The 22352-nt window shown below is 45.2% G+C and carries 18 protein-coding genes; 8 read left to right on the top strand and 10 right to left on the bottom strand.

Annotated elements, in window-relative coordinates:
* Nucleotides 1-135: 135 nt before the first annotated feature.
* From C7475_RS20905 to C7475_RS20895, 3 genes are all read right to left on the bottom strand, one after another.
* Entirely contained in the window at nucleotides 136-1029 is an 894-nt protein-coding gene (locus C7475_RS20905) for an SDR family oxidoreductase (RefSeq protein ID WP_110055331.1), read from the bottom strand.
* Between the two features lie 228 nt (nucleotides 1030-1257).
* Nucleotides 1258-2556, bottom strand: coding sequence for a hypothetical protein (locus C7475_RS20900; protein WP_146217608.1), 1299 nt, complete (start codon nucleotides 2554-2556; stop codon nucleotides 1258-1260).
* Nucleotides 2557-2831: 275 nt separating this feature from the next.
* Nucleotides 2832-4889 carry a prolyl oligopeptidase family protein gene (locus tag C7475_RS20895; protein WP_110055329.1) on the bottom strand — a complete coding sequence of 686 codons (2058 nt, stop codon included), beginning with the start codon at nucleotides 4887-4889 and terminating at the stop codon, nucleotides 2832-2834.
* Between the two features lie 402 nt (nucleotides 4890-5291).
* Between C7475_RS20895 and pfkA the strand changes: the two genes are divergently transcribed.
* Together pfkA and pyk are read left to right on the top strand one after the other, a co-directional pair.
* Nucleotides 5292-6272, top strand: a complete 981-nt coding sequence (gene pfkA / locus C7475_RS20890) for a 6-phosphofructokinase (RefSeq protein WP_110055328.1) — start codon at nucleotides 5292-5294, stop codon at nucleotides 6270-6272.
* Between the two features lie 11 nt (nucleotides 6273-6283).
* Nucleotides 6284-7774 carry a pyruvate kinase gene (gene pyk, locus C7475_RS20885; RefSeq protein ID WP_199236268.1) on the top strand — a complete coding sequence of 497 codons (1491 nt, stop codon included), beginning with the start codon at nucleotides 6284-6286 and terminating at the stop codon, nucleotides 7772-7774.
* A gap of 77 nt (nucleotides 7775-7851) precedes the next feature.
* Here pyk and C7475_RS20880 read toward each other — a convergent pair whose 3' ends face one another.
* On the bottom strand, nucleotides 7852-10698 hold the full coding sequence (locus C7475_RS20880) for a TonB-dependent receptor (protein ID WP_110055327.1): 2847 nt from the start codon (nucleotides 10696-10698) through the stop codon (nucleotides 7852-7854).
* A 417-nt stretch (nucleotides 10699-11115) separates the two neighbouring features.
* On the opposite strand from C7475_RS20880, the gene C7475_RS20875 reads away from it, so the two are divergent.
* From C7475_RS20875 to C7475_RS20860, 4 genes are all read left to right on the top strand, one after another.
* Complete coding sequence (locus C7475_RS20875; protein WP_158286566.1) at nucleotides 11116-12120, top strand: helix-turn-helix domain-containing protein; 1005 nt, start codon at nucleotides 11116-11118, stop codon at nucleotides 12118-12120.
* A 105-nt stretch (nucleotides 12121-12225) separates the two neighbouring features.
* Nucleotides 12226-13584, top strand: coding sequence for an NAD-dependent succinate-semialdehyde dehydrogenase (locus tag C7475_RS20870; RefSeq protein WP_110055325.1), 1359 nt, complete (start codon nucleotides 12226-12228; stop codon nucleotides 13582-13584).
* 48 nt (nucleotides 13585-13632) lie between these two features.
* Nucleotides 13633-14574, top strand: a complete 942-nt coding sequence (gene coaA / locus C7475_RS20865) for a type I pantothenate kinase (protein WP_110055324.1) — start codon at nucleotides 13633-13635, stop codon at nucleotides 14572-14574.
* Nucleotides 14575-14590: 16 nt separating this feature from the next.
* Complete coding sequence (locus C7475_RS20860; RefSeq protein ID WP_110055323.1) at nucleotides 14591-15166, top strand: Crp/Fnr family transcriptional regulator; 576 nt, start codon at nucleotides 14591-14593, stop codon at nucleotides 15164-15166.
* Between the two features lie 358 nt (nucleotides 15167-15524).
* Here the strand turns inward: C7475_RS20860 and C7475_RS20855 are convergent, their stop codons facing one another.
* Entirely contained in the window at nucleotides 15525-15971 is a 447-nt protein-coding gene (locus tag C7475_RS20855) for a hypothetical protein (protein ID WP_110055322.1), read from the bottom strand.
* A 186-nt stretch (nucleotides 15972-16157) separates the two neighbouring features.
* On the opposite strand from C7475_RS20855, the gene C7475_RS20850 reads away from it, so the two are divergent.
* Together C7475_RS20850 and C7475_RS20845 are read left to right on the top strand one after the other, a co-directional pair.
* On the top strand, nucleotides 16158-16691 hold the full coding sequence (locus C7475_RS20850) for a YceI family protein (RefSeq protein ID WP_110055321.1): 534 nt from the start codon (nucleotides 16158-16160) through the stop codon (nucleotides 16689-16691).
* A 5-nt stretch (nucleotides 16692-16696) separates the two neighbouring features.
* A complete protein-coding gene (locus C7475_RS20845) occupies nucleotides 16697-17083 on the top strand; it encodes a hypothetical protein (protein WP_110055320.1) in 387 nt (128 codons plus the stop codon).
* 955 nt (nucleotides 17084-18038) lie between these two features.
* On the opposite strand, the gene tssD is transcribed toward C7475_RS20845, so the two are convergent.
* The 5 genes from tssD to C7475_RS20820 all read right to left on the bottom strand — a co-directional run bounded on the left by tssD (nucleotide 18039) and on the right by C7475_RS20820 (nucleotide 22235).
* Entirely contained in the window at nucleotides 18039-18425 is a 387-nt protein-coding gene (gene tssD, locus C7475_RS20840; protein ID WP_110055319.1) for a type VI secretion system tube protein TssD, read from the bottom strand.
* 112 nt (nucleotides 18426-18537) lie between these two features.
* Entirely contained in the window at nucleotides 18538-19050 is a 513-nt protein-coding gene (gene tssO, locus C7475_RS20835; protein ID WP_110055318.1) for a type VI secretion system TssO, read from the bottom strand.
* A 21-nt stretch (nucleotides 19051-19071) separates the two neighbouring features.
* Nucleotides 19072-20247 (bottom strand): hypothetical protein, encoded by a 1176-nt coding sequence (locus tag C7475_RS20830; protein ID WP_110055317.1) that lies wholly within the window; start codon nucleotides 20245-20247, stop codon nucleotides 19072-19074.
* A 97-nt stretch (nucleotides 20248-20344) separates the two neighbouring features.
* Nucleotides 20345-21205 (bottom strand): TssN family type VI secretion system protein, encoded by an 861-nt coding sequence (locus C7475_RS20825; RefSeq protein WP_110055316.1) that lies wholly within the window; start codon nucleotides 21203-21205, stop codon nucleotides 20345-20347.
* A 76-nt stretch (nucleotides 21206-21281) separates the two neighbouring features.
* Nucleotides 21282-22235: a type VI secretion system baseplate subunit TssG gene (locus C7475_RS20820; RefSeq protein WP_110055315.1), complete on the bottom strand. Its 954-nt coding sequence runs from the start codon at nucleotides 22233-22235 to the stop codon at nucleotides 21282-21284.
* Nucleotides 22236-22352 lie beyond the last annotated feature (117 nt).

Genomic DNA, 22352 nt, shown 5'->3' with positions numbered 1-22352 from the left:
TACCGGCGGTTCCTTTTTAAAGAAGACAAAGCTTCCGCTGAGACAAGGTTTCAAACCAGATCTCTTTCTTAGAAACTACAGCCAGCTCTGATCCTGAATTATGTGGGGAAATGTGTCCCTGGAGCTATGGAAACACTAGATCTCTTTTGCTACGATCTCCAGCCCTTCTTCAAAACTATGGGGGGCAAAACCCAGCTCTTTCACAGCCTTATCAATAACAAAACCTGTTTTAGCCGGGCGCTTTGCGGGCTGTGTGAAGCTTTTGGCATCTACCTTTTCAAGAAGCTGTGTGTTCAGTTTAAAATAACCGGCGGTTTGTACGGCCATCTGATAAGGGGTCAGTGTTTCCTTGCCTGATATATGGAAAATACCGGCGGCCTTCTTATCAGCAACCAGTTTGCATCCTACGGCAAGGTCCTGTACGAGCGTGGGCGTGCGCCATTGGTCATCCACGACCTTTAGTTTCTTACCCTGCTCCAGGTTATTCTTAACCCAGGTGATGATGTTACTGCGCTTTGAATCCGCCGCTACACCGTATACCAGTACCGTACGTACGATGGCCCACTGGAGCTTACTGTTGCGGACCATGCTTTCTGCCGCTACTTTGCTGGAGCCATAGTAGCTGATAGGATTGACCACATCATCTTCTGCATATGGTCCCTGTAAACCGTCAAATACGAAGTCGGTAGACAGGAAAACAAAGAAGGTGTTCTGCTTTTCGGCAGCATGCAATAAATAACGGGTAGCTGCGACGTTCGTGTCCCAACACAGGTCTTTATTGCGTTCACAATCATCTACCTGAGTCATGGCAGCAGCGTGGATGAGAATATCCGGCTTGTGCTTCTCCAACAGATGCTCGACGCTGGTGGCATCCCGCAGATTGGTAGCTTCATAGGTATATCCTGCCTGCATTGGCAGCCGGTTAGGGCCTCTTCCGCTGGCTATTACCTGATACCGGCCATCCTCCAAAAAAACGGGAATAAGGTGCTGGCCCAATAATCCGTTGCTTCCTGTGATTAATACCTTCATATCTATGCCTTTTACTAAAATTACGAATTCAGTTTCAATTTGGAATTACGAATTACGGATGAGCAGTGTGATCCTACCCATTCTTTCCCAAAAGCTTATCAGGATAGCAGCAAACAGGGGTCGCTTATACGGACATACGATAATTGCCGGAGCTTCCGGGAAGCACAAAAAAGGCTGACCAGCAGGTCAGCCCTTTAAATATTGACGTAGCTTATATAAGCTAAGATCCTATTCCCACCATAGTTTCAATGGCTGATTAAGATCAGTATCTAATTTAAATGGTCGTTTATCAGCTGGTGCAGTAGTACCGGCCGGCCATTCCACTACTTCCAGGGCTCCTGCTTGTATGCCTAGCTCTGAAATGGTGGCGCCCATTTTCACGCCAGCTTCGGGAGTACCTGACAGTGCGAAACAGTTCGTGATAACATTAGCACCTGTGGCCAATGTAGGTCCGATGGCCACAAATTTGTAAAAATCGGTGTTGTGATCATGTACAATGGTATAGCTATTGGATATGTGGCCTCCTTCGCCCCCCAGACCTGCGAGTCCGCCAGCGGCATATGCATCGAAAGAGAAATAGGCGTAAGACATGTTGATCCTGCAATTATCAAAACTGCCCATCAGACCACCGACGTTATTTCCTCTCAGATGTCCCCTGAAAGAGCAACCTATCATATTGGTATTGTCGTTAAATCCGGAAATACCACCTACGTATGCACTTTTGTTTTTATCTGCCACCAAATCACCTTTCACAGAACAGGCGATAATATTTGCCTGACGGGAAAAACCTACTATCCCTCCCATTGCTGCATCTACCCCGACGATGCCGGCCGGGGCAAGTTCAAGTCTGATATTCTTTATTGTGCTGCCGCTGTCCGCGAAAGGGAACAAACCGATGTATGAAGACAAATTTTCTTTTAGAGGCGCGCTGATCTTCAGGTTTGTAATCTTGTGCCCTTGTCCGTCATAACTGCCCCTCATTCCACGAATGCAAGGAGACCGGTCGAACAGTGTATCAGGAAAAGCAAAATCCTGTACCTGTATGTAGTGGTCTGATGTATCAGAATCACGAGTGATGGCCATGTTAATGAAATCATGGTAATCCCTGACCTTATATTCGGCTTTCTCCGTTTTTGCCTGTATTGTTGCATCAGGGCCGCTAAATGTTACCTTTAGAATCATTTCACCATCGCGGTAATTCGTTAATCTGTTCAATTCGAGTGTTGCGCCGCCATTTGCATCCAGCTTACTGCTGCCTTTCACGGTGGTGTCGGTTGCCTTTTTAAGTCCGTTGCTGCCAACCAGTTCATAAGTAAATGCCCGCCCCGGCATGCCATTACTGACTTTTGCATAAATACCAGGTCCGTTGAGCATACTGGAAATCTCAAACGAGCCGATCTTATCATAATTAAAGATAACCTTGGTCTTGTCGGGTTGGGGTACAGGGGTTTCGGAAGTGCCGTCTTTACTGCAGGCGTTCGCTAACAGCATAGTTGCTGCCAGCATACATAGGTATAAGTGTCTCATGTATAGGTTTACTTTTTTAAAGTTGGTGTGAAATTATTAAAAATATACATATCTACCCGCCCCCGGAAAGATACCGATGATTGAAGCCGCCTTCTGGAACGCTATACAATCAGCAGAAAGCTATCTTTACAACGATAGCTGAAAACACATACATGGTTAAGGATCTGGACAAGTCGCTAAGTGTCAACAATTAAACAAGACTCCTGTCGGGGAAGTAAACTGTAAAAAAAGCCGTACCAGCTGGTACGGCCTTCAATGTTAATTGATCTTAATTATTATTTAATGTTCATGCCGAGGTTATACATGGTAAATGCCCAGACATCTGCTGATTCTTCTATCAATTTGGAGGTAGGCTTACCGGCGCCATGGCCTGCCTGTGTTTCTATGCGTATAAGCGTTGGGTTAGGACCGGCATTGGCCGCCTGTAAAGTAGCGGCGAATTTAAAGGAGTGCGCTGGCACCACACGGTCGTCATGATCTGCTGTTGTGATCAGCGTAGCAGGATACTGCGTACCCGCCTTCAGGTTATGTAACGGGGAATATTTGTACAGATACGGGAACTGTTCGGCCTTGGCGCTGGTACCATATTCTGTTACCCACGCCCAACCGATGGTGAAGTTCTGGAACCGCAGCATATCCATTACTCCCACCGCCGGCAAAGCTACCTTGAACAGGTCAGGACGTTGCGTCATACAGGCGCCCACGAGCAAGCCTCCATTTGAACCACCGCGGATCGCCAGCTTGGAAGGATTTGTATATTTTGATTTTACAAGGAACTCTGCTGCTCCGATGAAATCATCAAATACATTCTGCTTTTTCTCCATCATACCCGCTTTATGCCATGCCTCGCCGTATTCGCTACCACCTCTCAGTGATACTACTGCATAGATGCCGCCCTGCTCCATAAAGAACAGGTTAGATACGCTGAATACAGGGGTCATCGGGATATTGAAGCCGCCATAACCATAAAGCAGTACCGGATTCTGGCCATTCAGTTTAATGCCTTTCCGATAAGACAGAAATACAGGTACTTTCGTTCCATCTTTGCTGGTGAAGAAAACCTGTTTGGTTTCATAGTCTTCCTGGCGGAATTTCACTTCGCTCTTAGAGTAAAGGGTGGACTTACCAGTAGCAATGTCATACTTATATATAGTGGCAGGGGCTACGAAGGAAATATAAGTGTAGAAGAACTCCTTATCATTGTCATTGCCACCAAAACCACTTGCAGCACCAATACCCGAAAGGGCAATGTTCCAGTCCAGCTTACCATCATAGGTATATTGCGCTACCCTGGAAGAAGCGTCTTTCAGGTAGTTAGCGAATAATCTTCTTCCAGCAGTGCCTACGCCTTGCAATACTTCTTTCTGTTCAGCGATGATCAGCTTACGGCTGGTTGGATTCTTCGGGTCTACCAGCTCCACTTTATAGTTTGGTGCGCCTTCATTGGTGAGGAGCAAGAGTTTGTCTCCATCATTGTCTATCACGGAAGGCTCGAACTCAAAACCTTTTACCAGCAGGTTAAACCCTTTCTGAGCGGGGTCCTGCATATCCCAGTAGAATAGCTGGTTACCAGAGGTGCCTTCAGACTGGTGCAGGATAAGGAAGCGCTCGTCTTCTGTCACATCCACGCCGCAGTTGCGCAGGGGATGTTCTTTATCTTCAAAGATCAGCTCATCCTGATCCTGCGAAGTGCCCAGACGGTGGTAATATACTTTATGGAATTCGTTCTTTTTAGACAGCTTGCTCTCTTCATTAGGCTTGTCATACCTGCTGTAATAAAAACCGTCCTTCCTCCAGGAGATGCCACTGAACTTGATCCAGTCAATAGAATCTTTCAGGAGTTGTTTGCTTTCCACGTCCATCACAAATGCCTGTTGCCAGTCAGAGCCGGCCTTTGCTATCTGATAGGCCATGTGCTTTGCGTCTTTCGAAAAAGAGATGCTACCTAGCGCTACAGTACCGGCTGCTGAGAACTTGTTAGGATCAATGAAAACTTCCGGTGTGCCGGTTAATGATTTCTGACGGTACAGTACTGCCTGGTTTTGTAACCCGTCATTCTTATAGAAGTAATAATAGTCGCCTTTTTTGAAAGGAGCGCCTATTTTGGGATAATTCCACAGTTCTTCCAGCCTTTTTTTGATAGCCCCGCGAAAAGGGATCTTGTTCAGGTATTCACTGGTAACAGTGTTCTGGGCGGTCACCCATGCTTTGGTTTCGGGACTGTTATCATCTTCCAGCCAGCGATAGGGGTCTGCAACGACTGTACCATGATAGTTGTCTGTAACGTCTGTTTTATTAGTTTGCGGATAATTTATTCCTTGCTGTTGCGCCATTACTGGTCCTGTTATCATTAATAAATACAAAAAGGTAAAGATAGGGTGTGTTAGCGTACGTGTTTTCATTTGGTGCGTTTGGGTTTGTATTTAAATTATATCTATATATATTTTTTAAAAAAAATTCCAGGTTAGTTAATTAAAAATGAAAATTTCGTGTAATTCATCAGAATACTATTAGAAAGAATACGCAAAATGTTATTTTTGTGCGCCACTTAGATAATTTCCTGGCAATTTATGCATTAGCAGCGTGATTTACAGGAAAAAAGGTAAGAGCGGGGGTTGGAAACAGAGGATGCAAATTATCACACGTTAGGGGTATATCATGGTACAGGAAGCTGAAAAAAACACCAGATTCCCTGAATCCAACATAAAAAAGTAGAGAGGGAAATAAACATAACTATGAAAAAAGTTTCTAACATCGCAGTTCTTACATCTGGCGGGGATGCGCCAGGCATGAACGCAGCCGTTCGTGCAGTTGTAAGGACCGGAATTTACCATCAGTTAAATGTGTATGGTGTTATGTACGGCTACCGGGGAATGCTGAAGAATGAAATATTTCCCTTAGAGTCCAAATCTGTGGCCAACATTATTCAGCGCGGAGGTACTATATTAAAGACCGCACGTTGTAAAGAGTTTTATGAAGCCGAAGGCAGACAAAAGGCCTACGAGAATCTCAAGAAACACAATATTGATGGTATCGTAGTTATCGGAGGTGACGGTTCATTCAACGGAGCTTACAAGATGAGCCAGGAATTTGACATTCCATGTATCGGCTTACCTGGCACTATCGACAAAGATATTGCGGGCACTGATTTTACCATTGGTTTCGACACGGCAGTGAACACAGCAGTGGATGCTATTGACAAGATCCGCGATACGGCTGATGCGCACGACCGTTTATTTGTTATAGAAGTGATGGGACGTGATGCTGGCTATATAGCGCTGCACAGTGGTATCTCCACCGGTGCTGAGCACATCATGACCCCTGAACACCTGATCGATGTACAGGATATCATTGAAGATCTGCAGACGAACGAGCGCCGCAGAAAGCTGGTGAATATCATTGTCGTTGCTGAAGGTTCTATTGCCGGCGGCGCTGAAGAAGTAGCCCGTCAGGTTAAAGCCAGCTGTCCTCAGTTGGATACACGTGTTTGTATTCTGGGGCACATACAGCGTGGTGGCTCTCCCTCCTGTCAGGACCGTATCCTGGCCAGCCGTATGGGTTATGCAGCAGTAGAAGCACTGTTAAGCGGTACTTCGAATGTAATGGTAGGCATTGTAAACAACAAAATCCAATATACACCTCTGGAACAGGCTATCAAGGCCAAAGAACATATTGATCCGGAGTGGTTAAAGATGGTAAAAATACTTGCGAGTTAAAAAAAAGAGCTATGAGTACAAAAGATTTATCAAAATACGTACACAAACAGATGGACCATGCAGCTTCCCGTGCACATTCCCTGCACAAAACAAAAATCGTAGCAACCGTTGGCCCTGCCTGCGATACCTATGAAGGCTTACTGGCATTAGTAAGAGCCGGCGTTAACGTGTTCCGTCTGAACTTTTCACATGGCTCTCACGAGGACAAACTGCGTATCATCGGTTATATCCGTCAGATCAACCAAACCGAGCCTTATAACGTAGCTATCCTGGCCGACCTGCAAGGCCCTAAACTGCGCGTTGGTGAGATCGAGAACAACGCATTACCATTAGTAGCTGGTCAGATCCTGACCTTCGTAAATGAGAAAGTTGTAGGTAACGCTGTAAAGATCTATGTATCTTATGCAGACCTGCACAAAGACGTTAAACCAGGCCAGAAGATCCTCCTGGATGACGGTAAAATTGAAACAGTAGTAAGAGAGATCACTGCCGAAGGTGAGATCAAAGCTGAAGTAGTTCTGCCAGGCGTACTGTCCTCCAAAAAAGGCTTCAACCTGCCAGATACTAAAGTATCTCTGCCGGCACTGACCGAAAAAGATATAGTGGACCTGGAATTCATCATCGACAACGAATGTGATTGGGTTGCCCTGTCCTTCGTTAGACACGTAGATGATCTTCAGCTGATCCGCAAACGCCTGAAAGAGCGCAATTCTAAAATGAAGGTGATCTCCAAGATCGAAAAACCTGAAGCAATTGCGAACCTGAAGGAAATCATCTGGGAAAGCGATGGCGTAATGATCGCCCGTGGTGACCTGGGTGTGGAACTGCCGGTTGAGCAGATCCCAATGATCCAGAAAGATATCATCCGCAAGTGTATCCACCGTGCTAAGCCTGTAATCGTGGCTACACAGATGATGGAAAGCATGATCGATCGTACCCGTCCTAACCGTAGTGAGATCACTGACGTAGCTAACGCGGTTCTGGAAGGTGCTGACGCAGTGATGCTGAGCGGTGAAACCGCTACAGGCCAGTTCCCTGAACTGGTGATCCAGACTATGAGAAAGATCATCGACGAAGTAGAAAAAGAAGACATTATCTACAACCGTAACCTGATCCCTCACCGCCACTCTCCTACCTTCCTGAGCGATGCACTGTGTTACAATGCCTGTAAAATGGCAGAAGACCTGGATGCAGATGCACTGATCGGTATGACACAGAGCGGTTACACCGGCTTCATGCTGAGCAGCTACCGTCCACGTTCTCCACTGTTCATCTTCACTAAAGAAAAGACATTGGTGAATCAGCTGAGCCTCAGCTGGGGTGTACGTGCCTTCTTCTATGATGGTGAAGAAGGTCTGGACGAGATCATCTCTGACCAGATCAATATCCTGAAAGAAAGAGGTTTCGTGAAACCTGCTGATATCGTAGTAAACACCGGTAGTACGCCAGTACAGGAACACCTGCCGACCAATACGATCAAGATCTCCACTGTTGCTGAATAAGCAAAGGGAACAACATTATATAAATAAAAAGGTCTCGTATTAATACGAGACCTTTTTATTTATACTTACATCATCCATTATAATGTCAGCACGAAACGGGTAAAGAGACGGATACCATTGAAACCCATCTGCACGGAATCCCACGCGCCGCCGCTCTCACTGTCATAAGCCGATAACCTTGCGCCATCTACAACACCCAGTGAAGGGTGAACATTGAAGATATTATCTGCACCAATGAACCAGTTAAGCTGTTTGGTGAATTTATAGTTTACAGCCAGATCTGTCACTGCCTTTCCTTTATATTTAAACAGTTCAGGCACCAGTTTGTCTCCATCACTGTCCAGGCCTACTACAGGATTGATACCTGTACCCGCCAGGTCTCCGCTCCAACCATAACCATACAATTCTACCTTACCGAAATAGGTTACGTGAGCGCTTACACCGAATTTATTGATACCATAATCCAGGTTCAGTCCCACTTTTACAGGAGGCGCTGAAGCCAGTACGAAACGCTCTTCACGATCGCTGAAGAATGATTTTCTGTGCAGGTAAGTGTCGTTCAGTCTTTCCGGTACGTTGATCTTGTTGATCTCCATATGTTGGAAGTTAGCTGCAAGCAATGCTCTGAAACGCTGGTTCGCCCAACGTTTGTTATAATCGATCACCACATCAATACCGGTGTTAGTTGTATTTACTGCATTTGCGAAGAACTGTGCATTGTCTATATGCAGATCGTTTAAAGTATTATACAACTCTTCAGAAAGCGTGGTATCGCTTGCGCTGAACTGGCCAGACAATACGATCCTGTCTTTTACCTTCACCAGGTAACCGTCTATCGTTACAGACAAAGCGCTGATCGGCTTCCATGTAAAGCCCAGACTTGCATTCACAGATTTCTCCTGTTTCAGGTCAGGAATGCCCGCCGCCCTGGTAATGCTATTGGTGTTAGGAGCGATTTTCACCTCCGTGATAGTTCCTCCCTGTACGTTTGTGTACTGGGAACTGAAGTTGATCTGTTGCAGTGAAGGAGCACGGAAGCCTGTGCTTACGGAACCACGCAGGTTAAAGTTAGACGTCACCTTGTACCTCGTAGCAAACTTATAATTGCTGGTAAAACCAAAGTCGCTATAGTTCTCGGCACGAACAGCAGCACCTATCAGCCATTTATCAGTCACGTCCAATTCCGCGTCCACAAAACCGGCCACATTAGAACGGTTAGCATTCACTTCATCGCTTGGACGATAGCCAGGGAAACCCTGTGCACCAGTAGCTTTGAAGAAGGTAGGATCATAATTGGTATACGACGCCTCCTCTCCTGCATAGATCTTATAGTTCTCATACCTGTATTCAGCACCTAAAGCCAGGTGTAGACCAGAAGCAACATTGGGCAGCTCTTTACCCAGCGTCAGGTTAGCGGTATTCTGGAGGAAAGAGAATCCACCGTCATCAAAGTGAGTAGGCGTATTAGCGCCCATGGAAGCGTTGAAAGTCTTGTCACCATAGAAGTGAAAGTCGTTACGGCCGAGGGTATTACTGAAATCCCAGGTCCATCCTGTACCAAATTCTCCTTTAATACCGGCAGCTGCGGACCAGTCGTTGATCTTTGTCTGGATAATAGGATCGAACACAGTATCGTTAGGCAATCCACCTGGCGATGTTACAGTGTACATAATATCCTTATAGAAGATGATGTTTCCGTTCGCGTCTGTTGGGAAACGATCAGGGTGCGCACTGGAATTGGGATTATTGCCGTTAAAATGCCTGGTATAGGCATACGTGTCGGAGAATTTATGATTATATCCGCCGAAGGCGTAAAAAGTGGTACGACCGTCTTTAAAAGGTATTTCCATATTCAGCATACCGCCACCGGTAGTCTTGGAAGCATCACCATATGACCTTCTCACTACGTTGATAGGCAGGGCGTCTTTATTCGCCAGATTGGTATCCAGTACCTGGCGGAAAGTCTTACCCTGCTTCAGGAAGTTACCGGAGAAGTTCAGGAATCCACCATTTTTACCGAGCGGTACACCATAGCTTAATCCCACGGAAACAGCGTTACCATCAATAGCACCGTTATTCTTGTATTGATTTAACTCCTTGCCAAAGTAAGTATTGTATTTATGGTCATAGTAACCAGCGTAACCGGCATTTACGTACAGGTGGTTCACTTCTTTTTTGAGGATGATATTGATAACGCCAGCGATAGCGTCAGAGCCATATTGGGCGGAAGCACCATCACGAAGTATTTCCACACGGTCAATGGCAGCTTCGGGAATGGCGTTCAGGTCAGTACCTGAGTTACCACGGCCGCGGGTACCATATACAGCGATGAAAGCGGTCTGGTGACGGCGTTTACCGTTCACGAGCACCAGCGTCTGATCAGGTCCCAGACCACGGAGTGTTGCCAGGTCTATCTGATCGGCACCATCACTACCACTCTGTTTGTTGTAGTTAAAAGAAGGTGCAGAGACGTTGAGCAGCGCTGTCAGGTCCATCTTGGCGGTGGGGTAAGCTGCCTGGCTGAGAGAGATCACATCCACCGGAACAGGTGTTTCGATCTTTGCACGGCCTCCGGAGCGGGTACCTACCAGGACTACCTGGGAGAGTTCTGATACTGTGGACGCCAGCTGGATATCCACCTGTGTACGGCCATTTACAGGAAGAGACAACGGCTTGAAACCAATAGCACTGATTTCCAGTACATCGTTTGATTGCGCTTCAATAGAATAGGCGCCGTCCTTGCCTGTCAGCGTTCCGGCATTACTCTGTTTCACCCTTACGGTGATCCCTTCAAGAGGAACGCCGGTGGTGGCATCTGTAACTTTACCGGTTATTCTTTGTTTCTGAGCATATGCTGCTGCAATTGGCACATACAGGCATAATAATAAAAGTACAATACGACTTAGACTCCTGGTTGACATCATAGATTTACGTTAAGTTGGGTTATTGTTAAATATAACCTATTTCAGGCATATAGATAAAATAGTATCAGTTTACTCAAGTAGTCGGCGTTGGCTGTTATAACATTATATTTTATCTATCTGTCATAGATTGCCTTGAGATAATAACACATTATACTTGGCACTTGTTTAACGCCTTACCGGTTCGTGTAACGGATAGTTATCATGAAAGGTTACCTCAAATCATTAACTTGTTATTAACTATTCACACAAAACAAAAGGATACCTTTATAACACCACGGTTGTCATTGTGCTATCCCTCGAATAGAGATAGTTGCCACTGTTTCAAATTGCGCAAGAATATATTGTTCCCAGTTGTACCGGCGAAAAGCCGGCATGTGCAGCGCTTTTTATTTTATCACCTCAAAAACTGACCAAAAGATGTATCTGTTTTCAGCAGGCTCCATCGAATTTTTCAGAGAGATCTACTCCCCTTCAGATGTTCCCAAAAGATTTTGCGGCACTATTATGCAACACTCAGCCAAAGTCGTGCATGGCGACGCCCAGAAGATCATTTTCCTCCAAAGGCTGGCCGCTGGCTTGTTTGAGGTATTTGAACACCAGGTGATATGTGAAACTACTGAAAAGGAGATATTGCCTACTCCTTTAAAACCTTCGTTGCATTTACACATCTCGCTAGACAACAACGATGTGGATGCATATGTGAACGGCACGGACAGTGTGGAATTGAAAAGGGATGAAGTAAATCTGTTCTATCTGGAAGAGATCAATGTAGCCATTATACCAAAGGGCAAACATTGCTTTTTTCACATCAGCTTCAGTAATGATACATTGTTCCGCATTTTGAAACAGCCTGCCTTCGAATCAGAATTTGACAGGATCAGAAAGAGTGTGCGCAATGCGGAGAAGAACATGGGCGGCATGATCAATGCACCCGGCCAGGTGCCGTTGGATGCATATTACATGATGCTTGTACAACAGATAAGGCATTGCCGTTTTAATGAGATAGCCAGTATCTATTACCGGGAAAAGAAATGTATGATGATGCTGGAACACTTCATAAGGCAAATGCTGCCACGTAAGGAAAATACCATCAGGCTGACCTCATCGAAAGTGATCATCCTGGACCTTGTGAAGGAATATATCAAGGGACATATACACCAATCTCTTACCACTAAAAAACTGTGTCAGCAATTCAATATTACCCGCAATTTCCTGGAGAAAGGTTTCTATCAGCTTAATCGTATTTCGGTAAACCAGTTCATACACTATTACCGGCTGGAATATGCAACTAAACTGTTGTCAATTGAGGATATGCCATTGAATAATATTCCCCGGTTAACCGGTTACAGGAATTACAGATCCTTTGCTGCTGCCTTCAGGAGATATTTCAATTGCGATCCGGAACTGTTCCGTCATCCGTAATAATTTCCACACATCATCCATTCCACCGAGGATATTTTATAAATGTTACATTTACACTATTGCAGACGGCATACATGTTGTCAGCAATAGTGTAAATTGTTTTATATGAGCACTTTCAGAAGTATCAATCCATACAATCAGGAAACAATAGCTGAATATACGGCACACACGGAAGCAGACATTGAACAGCGGCTGGCATGGGGCCATCAGGCATACCGGCATCTGTTGCACACCAGTCTGGAGGAGCGTTGCGACTGGATGCGGAAACTGGCTGGTTTACTGAAGACCCATGCGGATGAGCATGCAGCCATCATTACCCGGGAAATGGGCAAGACGCTGAAGGAAGCAAAGGCCGAAGTACTGAAGTGTGCCATCTCTGCGGAATATTATGTGGAACATATTGCTGATATGCTGCAATCCAAATTAATTACCTCGGACGCGCAGCAAAGCTATATATCGTATGAACCGAAAGGCATTATACTGGCCATTATGCCCTGGAACTTCCCCTACTGGCAGGTGTTCCGCTTTGCTATTCCTAATCTTCTCGCAGGCAATACCGGATTACTGAAGCATGCCAGTAACGTCAGCGGCTGCGCCCTGGCAATGGAAGATCTGTTCCTGGAGGCAGGTTTCCCCGAAGGCGCGTTCCAGGCCCTGCTTGTCAATTCACAGAATATTGAGCATGTTATTGCCGACTACCGTGTACAGGGAGTTACCCTTACCGGCAGCACGGGCGCGGGTATGAGTGTTGGTGCGCTGGCTGGTAAATACATCAAGAAATCCGTCCTTGAACTGGGAGGCAGCGATCCTTTCATTGTACTGAAAGACGCAAATCTTGAAGAAGCCGCTAAGATAGCTGTAAAGGCGCGTATGCAGAATGCCGGACAATCCTGCATTGCTGCCAAACGCTGGATCGTGGAGGAAGCGGTTCTTGGCGACTTTACCGACAAAGTGAGTAATCTTCTGGGCAATATGCGTCAGGGCGATCCCTTCGACCCTGAAACCGATATGGGTCCGATGGCACGCCCGGACCTGGCAGCAGAGCTGGCCCAGCAACTGAAACAAACTGTTTCCCAGGGTGCGAACCTTTCATTGGGTGGGCAACACCAGGAAGCTAACTTCCTTCCTACCCTGCTGACAGGTGTACAACCCGGCATGACGGCTTTTGAGGAAGAAACCTTCGGACCACTGGCGGTGATCATTAAGGCATCCAATGAGGACCATGCTATCCAGCTGGCCAATCAAACTCCTTTTGGTCTGGGCTCGTCACTTTGGACGACCGACCTTGACAAGGCAAGGCGGCTGGCCCGGCAAATAGACAGCGGGAACGTATTCGTCAATGCGATGGTACGCTCGGACGCACGCCTGCCCTTCGGAGGGGTAAAACAGTCTGGTTATGGCCGGGAACTGGCGCTCGAAGGCACACATGAATTTTTGAATGTTAAAACGGTTTATATAGCTTAGCAGCCTGAAAAAACAGGTAACAACACGTAAACTGGCAACAAAATCTGCATGACGAGGAATAATTATGCTCCCTATATTACAATCAGCAGGGAAGAATGGGCTAAAAGGAGTGACGATCCTATGTTACACCTACTCAACGATATCGATACGTTGCAGGGCCTGAACGAGCCACTGACAATGGACGAGATCACCCAGATCTATGTACCGCTTTCCCGTTTGCTGAATTTGTATGTTAGCAGCGCACAGCGGCTTCATGCCGCCACCAACAGCTTCCTGGGAAGTCAGTTCCTGAAAGTGCCGTTCATTATCGGCATTGCCGGAAGTGTGGCTGTGGGCAAGAGCACAACGGCCCGCGTACTGCAACGCTTGTTGTCTGCCTGGCCTAACCACCCTAAAGTTGACCTGGTCACTACGGATGGGTTCCTTTATCCTAACCGGGTACTGGAACAACGGGGTATAATGAACCGTAAGGGCTTTCCGGAGAGCTATGACATCCGCCGGCTCATACAATTCCTCGCCAATGTTAAATCTGCCAGGGAAAGAGTGTCCGCCCCTGTGTACAGTCACCTGGAATACGACATCCTGCCTAACCAGTTAAAATGGATAGAATCTCCCGACATCGTGATCGTCGAAGGCGTGAACGTATTACAGGTAAGACCCCGGCAACAGCAGCGGGAACCAACTATCTTCGTGTCTGACTTCTTTGACTTTTCTATCTATGTAGATGCGGAGCTGGAAGATTTGCAACAATGGTATATTGCCCGTTTCAAATCGCTGCGGCAGACAGCTTTTCAGAACCCCGACTCTTATTTCCACCGGTATGCTCATTTATCTGATATAGAATCGGAAGAATTTGCAACCAACATCTGGAATGAGATCAACAAGCCTAACCTGGAGCTTAACATCATGCCCACCCGTTTCAGGGCCAGTCTTATACTGGAAAAAGGCAGTCATCATTTTGTACAGTCACTAAAACTGAGAAGGATCTGATCTAAAATATTCACTAATGCCAGATATCGACCAGGTAAAACAGGCCTTATTAAAGCTTGATAAACATTCGGGGGATAACTGGCATTTATTTGAGCCGTTACTGCAACCTGTGGAGTTCAGTAATGGCTCTTTTCTTACTCATATGGGCAGGGTCTCTTCTGCTATCTACTTTATCTCTTCGGGCATTGTACGCGTCTTCACTGTACACGAAGACCAGGAAGTATCCCTTGATTTCGCATTTCCGGGGCAGTTTTCTACAGCCTACGCCTCTTTCATTACCCAGCAGCCATCCATCGTATCATTGCAGGCTATAACGCCTGTAAATGGCTTTGCTTTCTATTTTGAGGACCTGCAGGAACTTTATAAAAAAAGCCATGCTGCTGAACATACCGGCCGCTTACTGGCAGAGTATCAGTACGTCCGGAAATACCAGCGGGAACTGGCTTTCTTACAATACACTGCGAAAGAACGGTATCTGCAGCTGCTGGCAGATCATCCGCAGGTAATACAACAAATACCTGTCAAATACATCGCCTCTTACCTGGGCATTGCACCGGAAAGTTTGAGCCGGATCAGAAGGGATCTTAGCTAACATTGATTAAGCTTTTTCGCGGATGAGGGTACTGCGATTCCGGCATTGACCTTCTAGCTCGCAGTTCGGATGGAATCACTGGCTGTATTTCTTTGAAGTTCCTGGGTATTGAGCGTTTTTTGGCTGTTAGGCTTTAGTTTCCTATTAAACCCCTGGTAGAACGCTTCAGCGTACTTCAAAGAACTAAAGGCCAGTGATTTCCAACTGAATGCTCACTGTGGCCGGTCTTCAAAATTATAGCTGGAGTGCCGATTGCCAGATTCTAATGCTACGCTGAAGGAATGGTATGGCACGTTACTCTCTACCTGAACTATCTGGTACCATCAGGCGACATCAGGAAACGTCAGGATATATCGGGCTATCTCACACACCACCACACCCATGCAATGTATATGGGTTGAAATGCCAGTCTGCTCCATGTATACCAGGGAGCCGCTGGTAGTCCGCCGGGAGCGGGTAATTGTTTTATCGCTACGTAAATATTGGCGGGGAACATTGCGATCAGCAATGCGATCAGGCCCCATGCCGCATAAGTTCTTACTGTCGGAAATAGCAATGCTATCCCGAATGTTATTTCAAGTATTCCACTTATGAGTACAAGCTGCAGGGCATATGGCAGCCATCCGTCGATCATATAAGTAAGCTTTCTGGGGGTAACCAGATGCATGACGCCTATCAGTACGAACATTATTGCCGCGGCTATCTGCGCGTCGTGCTGCATATTCTTCAGCCAGGAAATATTGAATAAATAACCGGTTAGCAGTAATAACAAACCTATTGATAAAAGTCCGGATAAAAATGCCATTGTCTTAATTTTGCTGCAAAGTTCTCTTAAAACCAGGCCGGTCGAACTAACATATGTTAGCTTTTGTTAGCTTCCGTTAGCTTTTACCGCCTTCACTTATTAACAATTATTTATAGGTATCGTTTTTGCAGTAGAATAATTATCCGATTACATTTGAATCACTTATTTACGATAATGAACACTACAATGAAAAGAGCATTTTATCCATTTGCTGCCGCTATTATCCTGCTGGCTTCTGCTTTTACGTTTATCTCTTCGCAAAGCTGGAAGATCGCTCAAGGATATTCTATTAAGTTTTCCGGTTCCGGCGCGAATGGTATTTTCAAAGATTTAAAAGGACAGGTGATATTTGACGAGAAAGACCTTGCGGCTTCCAAATTTGATGTCACCATTGATGTAAGTTCGATCAATACCGGCAATGGCTTAAAGAATACACATGCCAAAGGCGGTAAATGGTTTGATGCATCTAAATATCCTACCATCCATTTCACTTCATCCAAAGTAAGCAAAACTGCTGCAGGCTATGAAGCGCATGGCGAACTGGAAATGCATGGCGTGAAGAAACCTTTTACCGTTCCTTTCACTTTCACAAAGAATGGTACTGGTGGCACCTTCAATGGCAACTTTGATGTAAACCGTGTTGACTTTGGTATCGGGGAAGCTGGTGGCAGGGTTGACGATGTATTTAAATTAAATGTGACCGTTCCTGTTACACAATAAACAGCATGTTCAAAAGATATTTCTTCAACGGATTGGCAGCGGGCGTTCTATCAGGTCTTGCTGCCTTTCTTTATTACCGCATCTATGTAATCTCACTCGAGGTTTCTTACACTAGTATCGTATCTCCAACCGGTATATTAAGTGCTTCACTATTTGCAGGAATGTTGATAGCATTATTCTGTTTTAGTGTAGACCGTCTTTTCAAAAAGGAGACGCCGGTTCTGAGCGGTATTCTTCTTACTGCAGGAGCTTTTCTCAGCATCATTATTCCTTTTATGATCAGCCTTCCATTGAATGTTGATCGCCCTGAATTGTTTCCCGGTTTGGTTGTTCCTATGCAGTTGTTTCCAGTGCTGGCCTGGTTTACTTTAAAGCCACTGTTTAAAAATTAACCCTTTGTTGACATTCTGTTTTCTTTAGAGACTCCCTCTTATATTTCAGCCTGCCGGGTTTTGTTGTTTTGAAGCGGTGTTCGCTGCGGTTTCATATAGTCTCCGGTCTGTGCCCGCTTTTAACACTATTTAGCTTTGGGAATTTAGCTAAGCTTTAGTTCATTCATCTTCTTCACCGACTGTGCAGGGAACCGGGCGAAGACCCGGATACTATATGAAACCTCCACTACCTCCTGGCTTCCTATTTTGTTCTGGACGCGTTGATATTTTCTGACGACTCTAAGCACATACCTCTCTTTATAAAACCAGCTTAACGAAATTCAGGCGGAAGTCTTAAATCTTAAATAAGGAAACGCCAAGGGGATCACTTCTTTTTTCATCTTATGTAGAAGAAGATAAAGGATGTAGCATGTAGGATGTAAGATGTAGGATGTCGAATCTAGTGCATATCATTACTATCGTTTAAGCAATGATGGTAGATTGAACAAGATGAAGATATAACTGATATATTAGCAAAGATTGAGTTTACAGTTTAATCTGATCGCTTGTATAAAGGACCACTTCAATGAAGAAAATTAATTTGGTTGAAGTCATGAAGTAGCGGCGGTTTCAGGTGGAGACCCCTGGCCTTTAGTTATTTGAAGCACGCCGATACGACCCACCAGGGGTTAAATAGTCAGCCCATCCGCTTGATAATGCATTATAGCAAGTAGCTTCAAAGAACTACAGCCAGTGGTCCCACCTGAAACCGCAGCAGACCCCCAACCGACAAAATACAAAACATAAAACAAACCGAAGTAACACTCAAATCAAAAAAACCAATCCTGATTAACATACATTCAAAACCAGGTTAACGATACAGCACACACTCAACAACGACTGAAAACCAAAAAGCCCCCGCGTTTTCACGCGAGGGCTCTGGCATAATTTCGTTAAGCTAACAAATCATACCATCTCAAACCCATTCATTGATATGGGTGCCACTGCCCATGCTCAGTTCGCGGGCAGAAATGGTGAAAGCAACGCTCATCGGGCTCTTGTCATCAGCGTCAAAGGACTCTTCAAACTTTACCAGATAGCCTTCCTTAAAATTGAGCTTCTTCAGCTCTGCATCAGAATCTCTTTTGAAGAATGTAATGGTGCCATCTTTTCTTTCAAAGTTGTTCACCATCCATTCAAAGAGGTCTGTTTCACCAGTAGATTCGACAATTAGACGGATGCGACCACCACGGGTTATTGATGAGGGGCGGCCGGTAGCGTCTACTTCTTGGGTGAGGTCGTAGCTGCAGTGTTTTACCACCATTTTTTTGCCAGCTACTTCAAACACTGATTTGAAGGACATGGGTTAAATGTTTAGAGGTTCAATAAAGAAATTAACAAATGAAGCTAACTATTTATGTATTTATCTATCTTTCAAATTTAAATTAATCCCTTAATACAACCAAAAATTTAACTCATCTTGATCTCATTATCTGTCTGTTATAATCCAGTTCATTCCTGGTGGTTTCAAGCTCCCTGTTGAGGTCAGCGATCTTTTCTTTCAGTTCTGCAATAGTCTGTTGTGCATTCTGTAAACCTCTCATTTGTTGTTTACCTTGTTGTATTGACAATAAATTCTGAATAATATTATTGTACAGACCGTAATGTGATACAGATTCTTTTGGAATGGTATTACGCATATTCACAAGGTCCTGTGCAATTACCTGATCCATATAATTGGCATTCTGAGTAGGCAGATTGATCGAATCAAGGTTGTTCTTCACCTTTTCCATCTTTTGCAGAAAATCGCCCTGAAATGCCTGTTCCTGGCGGAATGCACTCAATTGCTTACGAAGGGCGGTATTCTCTCTTGAAGGTACCTGAAAGTTGAAAAATACGGCCAGTACAAAGAGCCCTACTGTAACAACGAAAAAAAGCAGGAACCATAGGAATGCGGATGTTCTCTCCTGTTTGTTTAGTACACGCATGTATTATATTGTTTGAATGAATCAATCTGTAAAAAACCACCTTTTGGTTTTATGCTTACGCAGGTATTCTGCATCTTCGGCAGACTCCTCCTTCACGAAAATGCCGCTGTCTGTTTTACGTCCGATGTAATCCAGCCTGCTCAAGCTTTCGAACAGTTTACTGATTGCACGCACAAACGGGATCATCGGCTGCAGGCACTCCCTCACATCAATATGTTTATAACGGATGTTCGCACAATTGACCATGAGTGTTTCCAGCTCTCCCTGACGCAATTCGCACCATTCAGAGAAGTAGTTCAGTAACTCTTCCTTACCGGTGCCTGCACGCAGATCTATTGCGTTCTTTATAGTACGTGCCAGGCCTGCCACTACTTCCAGCATCTCGGCCGGCGACTGATACAGACCTAACCAGCGGAACTGTGAAATACGGGTACCCAGATATTGTACAAGCCTTTCCGTAATATATAACACTACCTGCGCCAGATCATTATTCTGATTTCTCCCGTAGATCTTCTGCACGATCTGTACACCATGTAATTCCAAATGACCCAGGAACTGGTCCAGCTCCTGATGCAGATCAGCTAATGATGGATGAGCAGACACAATGCTTGTAGGAGGTATATAGTCATCATCGAGCTGCGGACGACCATCCGCAACATTAATACGGCCCAGCACCATCTGATAACTGCCGAGCTGTCCCTGTGGTAATTGTGATACCGGCTGTACGAACAACTGGTATTCAGGTGTAGCATATGGCAAACGTGGCGGATCTTCATGCAACAAAGGTTCTCCACTAGGCTGACGATCAAAAGGGTTCACCTGGATGATGATATAATAAGCACCCTCCGTATGTTGCGGGTCCCATTTAAAGGTTGCTTCCGGAAAAGTAGTTGCATATTTGAGTGAATGCACAGTATGTTCCGGGATCTCAATACGGGCGCCACCAGGAGTTACAGCACGGCATTCCGTCAGCTTGATACGCCACTGATGCTGATTGTCTGTCACAAACCAGCAACGTAAAGATTCCTTGCTCTCTGCCTTCGCCGGCAATAGCCCGTAGTTCTGCGCATGCAAACCGCTGGAGATAGCATCCCGGATCTGATCAAGCATCGCATTTTCTGTTTCTACGAAATGCTGTTTTTTTATTTTCATTCCATCCACCCAGTTAACGGGAAAATGTTTGAGCGGTTCTGCCATGGGATGATTGTTTACGATAAGAAATGATTATTAACATGTATAAGGGATTAACGTACGGTTAATTCAACGATCCAATAATTCAATATCCGTTTATCTTTCAATTGCTGCTGAGCACAACCCTGTTACAAATGATCACACTATTTTCCTGCATGCCGTTCATGAATACCGGCTTCTCAGGGTCCAGTGTGCGCGCTATTCCCAGCCATCTTGATTTAAGATGGAACACCCATCCGTAAGGCTGTCCGTTAGGGTCCATCACGTCTATCGGCGTATTCGGATAACGGTCGTTGTAGTCATTTACAAAGTGATAGAACAGGTCGCCCAGGTCCATCTTAATAGGTGTACGCGCTCTGAAATAAGTACGGTCAAAATCTTTGCTATTCTTCTCCAGTTCAAATCCGATCACGATCAGGTCTCTCATATCTTCTTCATTCACCTCCGGCTGTTCATGATAAACCGGATACTGCCACCACTTGTGCACTTTAGCAGGTATGGCCATCATCTTTTCAAACGTTTTGTATACGAAGGTCGGCAATACAAAAGCGAGGAAACAGGTCAGCATCGGGTAATACAGAAAATCACCCTTGGTGAAAAGGAACTGTACCAGCATAAAGCCCACGCCACCAAACAGGCAGATAGCTAAAATGAAGGAGAGTTCGGAGCCTAGTGTATGCTCATTGGCCCAGAACCGCGTATACATAATATGACAATGAGCAATGCCAAGCCCGAGGAACCAGACCTGGTAAAAGAGATACTGGCTGACAAGATTCTGATGTGTGAACAGGAAAGGAATGGAGCTGATAACTGCAAATACAAGCGTAAGCAGGAACAGGTACCACAATGCCTTTTTCTTATATAGGGTAAAGTTTTTAATATAACGACTCAGTAACCCTACTATCAGAGATCCGATCGCTAATATTGCGGCTAATACAAGATAAATTTTCGCTTTAAGTATCATAGTTTTCCAATTGGGAAAAGGGTTAAAACAGTTTTACAGAGCCAACATTATGTGCAAAAATAGTTCCATTTAAGAGCTACAGGAAAAAATTATATCCCATAATTCCCTCTTTATATTTGCTATCGGCCACAACTACTTGTTTCTCATCAGGATGGGGTTCCAGCAAAGTTTCCACTTCCACATCTGCAGGCATCAGGAAGCCCAGACAAGTCTCCAGTAATTTACCATACGGTTGCCAGGAAAGAAAATCGTATACCCGGCGATGTTGCAATGGCCCTACTTTTACAAGTACCCGCGGCATATCGGTGTAAAACAGGTTGCCAGTCATTGAATCTATTCCCAGCCTGCACTCTCCCAGGCCTGTCTGATTGCCGGTAGATACAGCAACACGGCCATTCTGACGGGTGATCTCCACATGTTCGTCCAGGATAGCTTCCAGATATAATTGCACCAGTGGTAAATTACCTGCTATACGATGAATATACGGCAATAACCTGATAAGTTTATTGACCGGCCCTTTAGGCAGTCCCTGCGGGATTCCCCAGAAGGACAGGAACAACGCATCAGCATCCTTCCCAAAAGCATCAAACAACAGGTGTTTCTCTCGTTGTTCGAGAAATACACGTTGCAGAAAAAATTCATGTTCAAGCGGACGGAAGAATTTACGTGCCTCCTGTTCCTCCTGCTGATGCTTCTTATAGTTCGCCACCATTTCACTGACTTCCTGCTGTTTCTGAGAAGAGAAAGTATGGAACAGTCCTTCCGGCAAGCGGTCATACAATCCGTCACGGGAGAGTGTCAACGTCACAAACGGATGATATGGCTGTGAGTCATCCAATTGTGCATCTAAAATATCTTTATTAAAAGCTCTTGTAAAAACGTTCTTCATTTGCACCGCCACTTCAGCTTCTTTCACATCATTGTCCAGCAGCTCGCCTACCACTACTTCAGCACGTACATCGTAGTGCAGACGGCGTATATGATCAATGACTTCTTCGAGCACTGCGGCTTTTTGGGCATTATTTACCATCAACGGGTTAATTTAGGTTTTTCGATTACTCAGGGTCTTATTTCAGGCTTTCAACTAACACAACAATTATTAAAATTTCAACTACGAATGTAGGTTGTTTAGTCATTTATGTAAAAA

It is taken from the genome of Chitinophaga sp. S165 (assembly GCF_003182155.1).
GTDB lineage: Bacteria > Bacteroidota > Bacteroidia > Chitinophagales > Chitinophagaceae > Chitinophaga.
The sequence above is the reverse complement of the archived record's forward strand: the minus strand, read 5'-3'. Positions and strand labels throughout refer to the sequence as shown.

Excerpts from the sequence above, each read along its gene's own strand:
- tssO (WP_110055318.1), bottom strand. The coding sequence starts at position 19,050 with ATGCGTGTACTAAACAAACAGGAGAGAACATCCGCATTCCTATGGTTC.
- C7475_RS20870 (WP_110055325.1), top strand. The coding sequence starts at position 12,226 with ATGAGCACTTTCAGAAGTATCAATCCATACAATCAGGAAACAATAGCT.
- C7475_RS20830 (WP_110055317.1), bottom strand. The coding sequence starts at position 20,247 with ATGGCAGAACCGCTCAAACATTTTCCCGTTAACTGGGTGGATGGAATG.
- C7475_RS20845 (WP_110055320.1), top strand. The coding sequence starts at position 16,697 with ATGTTCAAAAGATATTTCTTCAACGGATTGGCAGCGGGCGTTCTATCA.
- C7475_RS20855 (WP_110055322.1), bottom strand. The coding sequence starts at position 15,971 with ATGGCATTTTTATCCGGACTTTTATCAATAGGTTTGTTATTACTGCTA.
- C7475_RS20880 (WP_110055327.1), bottom strand. The coding sequence starts at position 10,698 with ATGATGTCAACCAGGAGTCTAAGTCGTATTGTACTTTTATTATTATGC.
- C7475_RS20895 (WP_110055329.1), bottom strand. The coding sequence starts at position 4,889 with ATGGCGCAACAGCAAGGAATAAATTATCCGCAAACTAATAAAACAGAC.
- C7475_RS20820 (WP_110055315.1), bottom strand. The coding sequence starts at position 22,235 with ATGGTAAATAATGCCCAAAAAGCCGCAGTGCTCGAAGAAGTCATTGAT.
- C7475_RS20825 (WP_110055316.1), bottom strand. The coding sequence starts at position 21,205 with ATGATACTTAAAGCGAAAATTTATCTTGTATTAGCCGCAATATTAGCG.
- tssD (WP_110055319.1), bottom strand. The coding sequence starts at position 18,425 with ATGTCCTTCAAATCAGTGTTTGAAGTAGCTGGCAAAAAAATGGTGGTA.
- pfkA (WP_110055328.1), top strand. The coding sequence starts at position 5,292 with ATGAAAAAAGTTTCTAACATCGCAGTTCTTACATCTGGCGGGGATGCG.
- C7475_RS20905 (WP_110055331.1), bottom strand. The coding sequence starts at position 1,029 with ATGAAGGTATTAATCACAGGAAGCAACGGATTATTGGGCCAGCACCTT.
- C7475_RS20875 (WP_158286566.1), top strand. The coding sequence starts at position 11,116 with ATGTATCTGTTTTCAGCAGGCTCCATCGAATTTTTCAGAGAGATCTAC.
- C7475_RS20900 (WP_146217608.1), bottom strand. The coding sequence starts at position 2,556 with ATGAGACACTTATACCTATGTATGCTGGCAGCAACTATGCTGTTAGCG.
- pyk (WP_199236268.1), top strand. The coding sequence starts at position 6,284 with ATGAGTACAAAAGATTTATCAAAATACGTACACAAACAGATGGACCAT.
- coaA (WP_110055324.1), top strand. The coding sequence starts at position 13,633 with ATGACGAGGAATAATTATGCTCCCTATATTACAATCAGCAGGGAAGAA.
- C7475_RS20850 (WP_110055321.1), top strand. The coding sequence starts at position 16,158 with ATGAAAAGAGCATTTTATCCATTTGCTGCCGCTATTATCCTGCTGGCT.
- C7475_RS20860 (WP_110055323.1), top strand. The coding sequence starts at position 14,591 with ATGCCAGATATCGACCAGGTAAAACAGGCCTTATTAAAGCTTGATAAA.